Raw genomic sequence first — 7,342 nt, forward strand, 5'->3', positions numbered from 1 at the left:
CTCCCCGCAAGGGCAGGGCTATCGAATATGGGCTTGAGCGTGCTGCACACCCCCACCCAACCTCCCCCTGAAGAAGAGGGAGGAGCCGCATCGAGTGCCAGGTGAAATATTGCCAAACACGCAGCCCGAACTCCCTCCCTCTTGAGGGCCTTCGACCCGTGCCGGAGGCAAAATCGCTCCAGTGGAGGGATTTTAGGTCAGAAGGCCGTTCGAGCTCTGCTCGAATGGAATGAGGGGGTGCTGAACCATCCAGGAACCCGTTCGTTCATGGGCGTTTGCTGAACCTTCAGCACCCCCACCTACCCTCCCCTGTAGAAGGGGAGGGAGAGCAGGAGCCGCATCAACCAGAACGCGAAACGCTCTAGAAGCTGCACCTGGCGACGGTGCAAGAAGGGCAAAGCCCTCGGGTCTTCGCCCGAGGGTGACGGCCGGTGGGTGGGGCTGGGGGATAGCGCGGCGATAAGGTGGGAGCCGCAAGGGCGCGTTTGCGGCGGCGTCAGTGTTCGCGGGCGCGTTCGAGGATGCGTTTGCACTCGAGCAGTTCGCGCAGCACATCGGAGAGCTGGTTGCGCGATTCGTCGTCCAGCGCCGGGCTGGCTGTCATCAGCGCTTCTTCGACTTCGGCTTCGTCGCTGGCGGCTTCGGCCTGTTCGATCAGCGGCAGGATTTCGTCCAGCCCCTTGCCCTCGCCCACGGCAATGACATAGCGCGGGCCCTGATCCTTGAGGATCTTCTGCACGCCCTTAATGGTAAAACCCTGATCGTAAAGCAGATGGCGGATGCCGCGCAGCAGCATCACGTCCTCGGGCCGGTAGTAGCGCCGGCCACCGCCGCGCTTCAGCGGCTTGATGGTGGGGAAACGCGTCTCCCAGAATCGCAAGACGTGCTGAGGAAGATCGAGTTCCTCAGCTGCTTCTGAGATGGTTCGGAAGGCGTCGGGCGACTTGTCCAAACCGGGGTTCCTTTACGCAAGAAAGCCTTACTTTCCAGCGTCGACCATAGACTTGTTAATCTTGGACTTCAACACGTTGCTCGGTTTGAACACAAGAACCTGCCGCGGCAGGATCGGGACTTCCTCGCCCGTCTTGGGATTGCGGCCGATGCGCTCGTTCTTGGAGCGGACCTGGAAGGAGCCGAAAGAGGAAAGTTTCACATTGGCGCCAGTTACCAGCGCATCGGTAATCAGTTCCAGAACGCGCTCGACCAGTTCCGCCGATTCGGTGCGGGACAGGCCAACGGTGCCATAGACGGCCTCCGCCAGATCGGCGCGTGTAATCGTCTTCTGAGCCATTCAAACCCCCGTGCAGTCCAAGGTCACAATTCCCGGCCGGCAGGGCATCGATATTTCAGCAATGCCTTGCAGCGGGCACGACTCCCCACGAGCCGAGCCGTTTCGTTCGGGAATCCTTCCCTGTCGACGCCACCGTCTGACCCCATCGCCCCCGGTTCCAGCGTCGGGCTCCTCCACCCGGAGAAACACTAACGCCTTGAAAGGCTTGAGGTCAATGCGCTGAGTTACGTCTACCAGCGAATGAGCGACGCGCCCCAGGTGAAGCCGCCACCCATGGCCTCGAGCATGACCAGGTCGCCGGGCTTGATGCGGCCGTCGGCGACTGCGACGCTCAGCGCCAGCGGCACTGAGGCGGCGGAGGTATTAGCGTGCTGCTCGACCGTCATCACCACCTTTTCGGGCGGCAGGCCGAGCTTGGCCCCTGCCCCTTCGATGATGCGGCGATTGGCCTGGTGCGGCACAAACCAGTCGAGATCGGCGACGGTGTGACCGGATTTTTCCAGTGCCGAATAGACCACGTCGGTGATCTTGCCGACGGCGTGGCGGAAGACCTCGGGGCCCTGCATGTGCACATGGCCGGTGGTGCCGGTGGTGGAGGGACCGCCATCGACATAGAGCTTGTCCCAGTGCTTGCCGTCCGAGCGCAGGGCCGAGGCGATGATGCCGCGTTCCGGCTCGCCCTCGGCCAGCTCGACGCGTTCCAGCACCACGGCGCCGGCACCATCTCCGAACAGCACGCAGGTGGTGCGGTCGGTCCAGTCGAGCAGGCGCGAGAAGGTTTCGGCGCCAATGACCAGCACGCGATTGGCGAGGCCGTTCTTGATGTAGCTGTCGGCGGTGGTGACGGCATAGACGAAGCCGGAGCACACAGCCTGGATGTCGAAGGCGAAGCCATGGGACATGCCCAGCTTCATCTGCACAAGCGTGGCGGCGGCGGGGAAAGTGTAATCCGGGGTGGTGGTGGCGACGATGATCAGGTCAATGTCGTCGGGGGTGAGACCGGCATTCTCAAGAGCGGCGCGACCAGCAGCAACGGCCAGATCGGAGGTGAACTCACCCTCGGCGGCGATGTGGCGCTGCTTGATGCCGACGCGTTGCTGAATCCACTCGTCGGACGTATCGACCGTCTTGGCGAGTTCCGCATTGCTGACGACGTTCGCCGGCAGATAGCTGCCGACACCACGGATAACGGAACGGGTTCTGGTCACGCCGATTTGGCCTCGGTCTCGGGCGCCGCGCTGGGGGCCGCTGTGTGGATGGGAAAGTGCTGCATGCTGTCACCGATCTTGTCGATCAGGCGGCTGCGCGCCATTTCGTAGGCAAGGCCCAGAGCGCTCTTGTAGCCGATCTCGTCGGTGCCGCCATGGGACTTGATGACGATGCCGTTGAGGCCCATGAACACGCCGCCATTGACGGTGCGCGGGTCCATCTTGCGGCGCAGGGCATTGAGCGCGGACGAGGCGAACAGCGCCCCGATCTTGCTCATGAGATTGGCCTTGAGGGCGTTGCGGAGATAGGTGCCGACCTGGCGGGCGGTGCCCTCGGCGGTCTTGAGGGCGATATTGCCGACAAAGCCTTCGGTCACCACCACGTCGACAGTGCCCTTGCCGATATCGTCGCCCTCGACGAAGCCGTGATAGGTAAAGCCGGCGCCGCTGGCCTGCTGCAGGATCTTGCCGGCTTCCTTGATGTAATCGAGCCCCTTCACCTCCTCGGTGCCGACATTGAGCAGGCCGACCGTGGGTGAATCCGAATCAAACAGCGCCCGCGCGAGCGCCGAGCCGAGAATGGCGTAATCGACCAGTTGGCGCGCATCGGCGCCGATGGTGGCGCCCATGTCGAGCACGATGATGTCGCTGCGCAAGGTCGGCCAGATGGCGGCAATGCCCGGGCGGGAAATGCCTTCCATGGGGCGGAGGCAGAAGGTGGCCATAGCCATCAGCGCACCGGTATTGCCGCCGGAAATGGCGACATCGGCGTGCCCGTCCTTGACCGCCTGGATGGCCATCCACATCGACGAGACGTTCTTGCCCTTGCGCAAAGCCTGGCTGGGCTTTTCGTCCATGGCGATGACGGTATCGCAGTGATTGACCGTCGACACAGGCTTGAGTGCCGGAAATTCCTCGAGCAAAGGCTCGATCTGTTCCTTGCGCCCATGAAAGATGAAGCGTGTCTGCTTGCGTTCCCGCAGGGCGAGGTAGGCCCCGTGGATCACGGCGCGCGGGGCGTTGTCGCCACCCATGGCGTCCACGGAAATCGTTATTGCGTCGGTCATTTCAGCCTGTTTTTCGGCCCACCTGGGCGGGCATGCAAACATATCCCATCAGGGGGTCGGTGCAACCCCCGTAGCGAGACGCCTCAGTCCTTGTCGCCCTTGTCCGACTTGAGTTTGGCCAGCTTGGCGAAGGGGCCCGCCTCAGGCTCATCGAGGAGATCCTCGAGTTCGGACAGCGACTCGCCCTCGCGCCGCGGATAGGGATCGAGGGCCAAAGCGAGGGTTTCCAGCAACAGCGTGCTGAGGTCAACCTCGGGACCGTCGATATGGTCGGGAAAATCCTCGTCGTCGAGATCGATGAAGACTTCCGAGCCGGGTGTCGGCGCCTGGGCGCCGCGCGGCGCCGGCAGGAAGACGCGATCGACGTCCTCGGCAATGTCCTCGGGAACCGGCTCGAAGGTGACCACGGAGGCCTGAATGACACGCGCTTCGATCCGGCCCTGGGCACGTAGACCGCCGCGCAGAGGCGTGACGCTGAGATGGGCCTTGAAGCGCTCGACACCCAGGATGTTCATCGCCTCGGCAATGGCGGCGCAGGTCTTCTCGTCGGCATTGACGTCCACCGATCGGCCGCCGGCGGGCAGCCGATCGATGCGGACGATGGCGTCGAACAGGGGGGCGGACTGGCTCACAATACACCCTCGAAATCGATCCTGCCGGCGGTGAGATCATCCAGCGACTGACCGGCGAGCTTGTCGTCCAGCGCCTTCACATAGGCCACCAGCGCCCGCACATCGGGGCTGTCCTTGCCGTCGAAGATATTGCGCGACAACACGCCAGCCAGCGCGTCGTCGTCATTGCGATCCATGGCCTCGTTGATGGCGGCGAGCAGGCCGAAGAAGAGGTTGCCCATCTTCTGGATCTTCTTGGGTACGCCGAGATCGCCGGCACCCATTTCCCGCAGCGAACGATCCATGTCCTTGAAGAACAGATCAAACACCGCCTGACTGAAATCCTTGGCAGATTTCGGGCCGGTGCGGAGGCGGCGGAAGACCAGAGCCATATGCAGGCTGATCATGTCGAAGCGGCCGGTGACGCTATCTGGCACATTCCATTCAGCATAGAATTTGGGCTGCCGGGATTGCGCCACAATGGAATTGTAGGCGGAATAAACGGGTTCCGTAGCGGCGTCCTTGCGGAACAGGGAGAAAATCATGGGATTGCGCTCCGCAGCAGTATCGGTCAAACACAGGCTGGTTGAGGATGCCGGTTCATTGCCAGCTTGCCAGACAGCCGCGTTGACAGCTACACATTCCGGCGGCCAGTGGGCACGCGCCTAGTTGTCACGCCTATAGTCGAGAGCCATCGGGAAAGTCAAATTCATGCACCTGCGTATTGCCAAAGCCTCCGTTGCCGCTGCCGTCTTGGCCGTTGCACTCGCCGGCTGCTCCAGCAGCACGTCGCTGATCTCCAAGCGCACACAGGGCTATGAAATCTCCGATGCGGCCATGGCGCAGATTCGTCCGGGCCAGAGCCAGCAATTGGTGACCCTGGTGCTCGGTTCGCCCCAGTCCACCAACACTTTCGGCGATCAGTCGGCCTGGTACTATGTCGAGACCAAGGTCGAGCAGACCTCGTTCGGCCTGACCATGGTCAAGGAACGCACGGTGCTCGCCATCTATTTCGACAAGAGCAAGAAGGTGGTCGACAAGGCCGTTTATTCGCTGGCCGACGGCAAGGTCGTCACCATCGAAAGCCGTCGCACCCAGTCCTTCGGCGAAGATCGCACCTTCATCGACCAGATCCTGCAGTCGTTCTGATTCGATCTGGATTGACGAATTTCAGGCGCCCTGCTCTTCCGAGCGGGGCGTTTTTGTTTTTGGGGGTTTTTGTGCGTGGGGCGCGCACCCCCACCCGGCCTCCCCCTATAGGAGGGGGAGGAGTTGCATCGCGTTCTGGGTGAGATGTGGGCGAGGCCACTGTTCCGCCCTCGGACTTAATCCCGGGGGCGGTGGGCGGCGAACACTTCTCATGTAGAAGCGGTGGGGAAGTGGCTAGTTGGCGTCCATGTCGACGCCGGCGCGGCGGGCGATGGAGTCGAGGGCGGCGTTGACGAGGCCGCTGGCGTCGTCTTCGTAGAAGGCGCGGGCGACGTCGACATATTCGGTAATCACCACCTTGGCGGGGATATCCTTGCGGCGCAGCAGCTCGAAGGCGGCGGCGCGCAGGATGGCGCGCAGGGTGGCATCGACGCGTTCCATGGGCCAGCCTTCAGCCAGTGCCTCATCGACGGCGGGATCGATCTGCAGCTGGTGCTTGGCAACGCCACTGACGATCTGGCGGAAGAAATCGGCATCGGCCGGCAGATACTGTTCGCCCTCGATCTCGCGGCCGAGGTGGAAGGCGCCGAACTGGGCCAGCGTATCCTCGAGCGTCGCGCGCCCCACATCCATCTGATACAGCGCCTGTACGGCGGCGAGGCGGGCAGCGCCGCGCTGATTGGCGGCGCGCTTGGTCTGGGGATCGCGTTTGGGATAGTCGGTCATTCAGGCGTTCAATTTCATCTTTATGGCAGCCAGGGCGAGCGCGGCGCGGGCCGCATCCCCTCCCCGATCCTGATCGTTCACATTGGCCCGGATCCGGGCCTGCGCTTCGGTTTCCACGGTGAGGATGCCAATGCCCAGGGGCAAGGCATCGACCATGGCAAGCTCAACCAGGGCGCGGATGCTCTCTCCGGCCACGGCTGAGTAATGATTGGTCTGGCCGCGCATGACGCAGCCAAGGGCGACATAGCCGTCATGGTCGCCGACTTCCAGCGCCATGGCCAGGGCCATCGGCACCTCCATAGCGGAGGGAACGGCAATTGTCTCGTGGGTTGCGCCAGCCGCTTCGAGCGCGGCGATGGCCCCGCGCCTCATCTCATCGGCAATGGCCGGATAGGCCCGCCCCTCGACAATGAGAAAATGCTGCCCGTCAGCCGAACCCGGCGCGATGGCAAACCGCTCGCCATAAGAGTCCATGATCAACCTCCCTGCCCTGCCTGGGCGCCAATCATAGCGCAAGCGAAGATAAACCGGCAGGTGAGGCTGGCCGGCAAATGCAGATTATCTTGAACAGGAGACCGGCGCGACGCCGTCACTCCTCGACATCCTTGTCCTGCGCCAGTTCGGCCAGAAAGGAACGGAAGTCGTCGGCGGCAGAGAAGTTCTTGTAAACGCTGGCAAATCGCACGAAGGCCACGTCGTCGAGGCCCTTGAGGCCTTCCATGACATATTCGCCGATCTGGTCGGAGGTGACCTCGACATCGCCCAGGCTTTCGAGCTGGCGGACAATGCCCGAGATCATGCGCTCGACCCGCTCGGGATCGACGGAGCGCTTGCGCAAAGCGGTATTGATGGAGCGGGCCAGTTTTTCGCGATCGAACGGCACCTTGCGGCCGGTCTTTTTCACCACCGTGAGGTCACGCAATTGCACGCGCTCGAAGGTGGTGAAGCGTCCGCCGCAGCCATTGCAGACGCGGCGGCGGCGAATGGCGCCGGAATCTTCGGTGGGACGGCTGTCCTTCACCTGGGTGTCGTCATTGCCACAATAGGGGCAGCGCATGAGTTGGTTGCTCCCTTGTGAGCGGCATCGGCTGAGTCGGGGCGCAGGATTGCGCGGATTTCGGGCGCTGTCATCCCCCGTTCACCGGGATTTTTCGAGCGCAAAACAGGGGCTTATGCCGTGAGATGCGGGGCGGTTTAAATGAGGCCGTATTTGCTTTTAGCGGTTGAGCTTCGATTCATCGCCCCCTCCCCCCTTGAGGGGGAGGGCCGGGGTGGGGGGTGGTTCAGTGA

The 7,342-nt window shown here is 62.8% G+C and carries 10 protein-coding genes; 1 reads left to right on the forward strand and 9 read right to left on the reverse strand.

The features are described from left to right. Nucleotides 1–496: 496 nt before the first annotated feature. The 6 genes from DEVEQU_RS19610 to DEVEQU_RS19635 form a co-directional block, all read right to left on the reverse strand. Nucleotides 497–952 carry a MerR family transcriptional regulator gene (locus DEVEQU_RS19610; protein WP_126152303.1) on the reverse strand — a complete coding sequence of 152 codons (456 nt, stop codon included), beginning with the start codon at nt 950–952 and terminating at the stop codon, nt 497–499. Between the two features lie 27 nt (nt 953–979). Then, nucleotides 980–1,291, reverse strand: coding sequence for an integration host factor subunit alpha (locus tag DEVEQU_RS19615; protein WP_126152304.1), 312 nt, complete (start codon nt 1,289–1,291; stop codon nt 980–982). A gap of 230 nt (nt 1,292–1,521) precedes the next feature. Beyond that, the gene (locus DEVEQU_RS19620) at nt 1,522–2,499 is read right to left on the reverse strand and encodes a beta-ketoacyl-ACP synthase III (RefSeq protein WP_164550493.1); all 978 of its coding nucleotides are present in this window, start codon (nt 2,497–2,499) and stop codon (nt 1,522–1,524) included. After that, nucleotides 2,496–3,566 (reverse strand): phosphate acyltransferase PlsX, encoded by a 1,071-nt coding sequence (gene plsX / locus DEVEQU_RS19625; RefSeq protein ID WP_126152305.1) that lies wholly within the window; start codon nt 3,564–3,566, stop codon nt 2,496–2,498. The genes DEVEQU_RS19620 and plsX overlap by 4 nt, the downstream gene beginning before the upstream one ends. An 83-nt stretch (nt 3,567–3,649) precedes the next feature. Continuing rightward, complete coding sequence (locus tag DEVEQU_RS19630) at nt 3,650–4,198, reverse strand: YceD family protein (protein ID WP_126152306.1); 549 nt, start codon at nt 4,196–4,198, stop codon at nt 3,650–3,652. After that, entirely contained in the window at nt 4,195–4,722 is a 528-nt protein-coding gene (locus DEVEQU_RS19635) for a ubiquinol-cytochrome C chaperone family protein (RefSeq protein WP_126152307.1), read from the reverse strand. The genes DEVEQU_RS19630 and DEVEQU_RS19635 overlap by 4 nt, the downstream gene beginning before the upstream one ends. Before the next feature lie 166 nt (nt 4,723–4,888). Here DEVEQU_RS19635 and DEVEQU_RS19640 point away from each other — a divergent pair, with 166 nt between their 5' ends. Next, nucleotides 4,889–5,326 carry an outer membrane protein assembly factor BamE gene (locus tag DEVEQU_RS19640; RefSeq protein WP_126152308.1) on the forward strand — a complete coding sequence of 146 codons (438 nt, stop codon included), beginning with the start codon at nt 4,889–4,891 and terminating at the stop codon, nt 5,324–5,326. Between the two features lie 234 nt (nt 5,327–5,560). On the opposite strand, the gene nusB is transcribed toward DEVEQU_RS19640, so the two are convergent. The 3 genes from nusB to nrdR all read right to left on the reverse strand — a co-directional run bounded on the left by nusB (nt 5,561) and on the right by nrdR (nt 7,109). After that, on the reverse strand, nt 5,561–6,052 hold the full coding sequence (gene nusB / locus DEVEQU_RS19645; RefSeq protein WP_126152309.1) for a transcription antitermination factor NusB: 492 nt from the start codon (nt 6,050–6,052) through the stop codon (nt 5,561–5,563). Continuing rightward, the gene (locus DEVEQU_RS19650; RefSeq protein ID WP_126152310.1) at nt 6,053–6,526 is read right to left on the reverse strand and encodes a 6,7-dimethyl-8-ribityllumazine synthase; all 474 of its coding nucleotides are present in this window, start codon (nt 6,524–6,526) and stop codon (nt 6,053–6,055) included. 115 nt (nt 6,527–6,641) lie between these two features. After that, a complete protein-coding gene (nrdR, locus tag DEVEQU_RS19655) occupies nt 6,642–7,109 on the reverse strand; it encodes a transcriptional regulator NrdR (RefSeq protein ID WP_126152311.1) in 468 nt (155 codons plus the stop codon). Between the last annotated feature and the right edge of the window lie 233 nt (nt 7,110–7,342).

The organism is Devosia equisanguinis, assembly GCF_900631955.1.
GTDB lineage: Bacteria > Pseudomonadota > Alphaproteobacteria > Rhizobiales > Devosiaceae > Devosia > Devosia equisanguinis.

What these genes read in the sequence shown, in the direction of transcription:
- DEVEQU_RS19615 (WP_126152304.1), bottom strand. Translation starts at nt 1,291, where the DNA reads ATGGCTCAGAAGACGATTACACGCGCCGATCTGGCGGAGGCCGTCTAT.
- plsX (WP_126152305.1), bottom strand. Translation starts at nt 3,566, where the DNA reads ATGACCGACGCAATAACGATTTCCGTGGACGCCATGGGTGGCGACAAC.
- DEVEQU_RS19635 (WP_126152307.1), bottom strand. Translation starts at nt 4,722, where the DNA reads ATGATTTTCTCCCTGTTCCGCAAGGACGCCGCTACGGAACCCGTTTAT.
- DEVEQU_RS19640 (WP_126152308.1), top strand. Translation starts at nt 4,889, where the DNA reads ATGCACCTGCGTATTGCCAAAGCCTCCGTTGCCGCTGCCGTCTTGGCC.
- nusB (WP_126152309.1), bottom strand. Translation starts at nt 6,052, where the DNA reads ATGACCGACTATCCCAAACGCGATCCCCAGACCAAGCGCGCCGCCAAT.
- DEVEQU_RS19650 (WP_126152310.1), bottom strand. Translation starts at nt 6,526, where the DNA reads ATGGACTCTTATGGCGAGCGGTTTGCCATCGCGCCGGGTTCGGCTGAC.
- nrdR (WP_126152311.1), bottom strand. Translation starts at nt 7,109, where the DNA reads ATGCGCTGCCCCTATTGTGGCAATGACGACACCCAGGTGAAGGACAGC.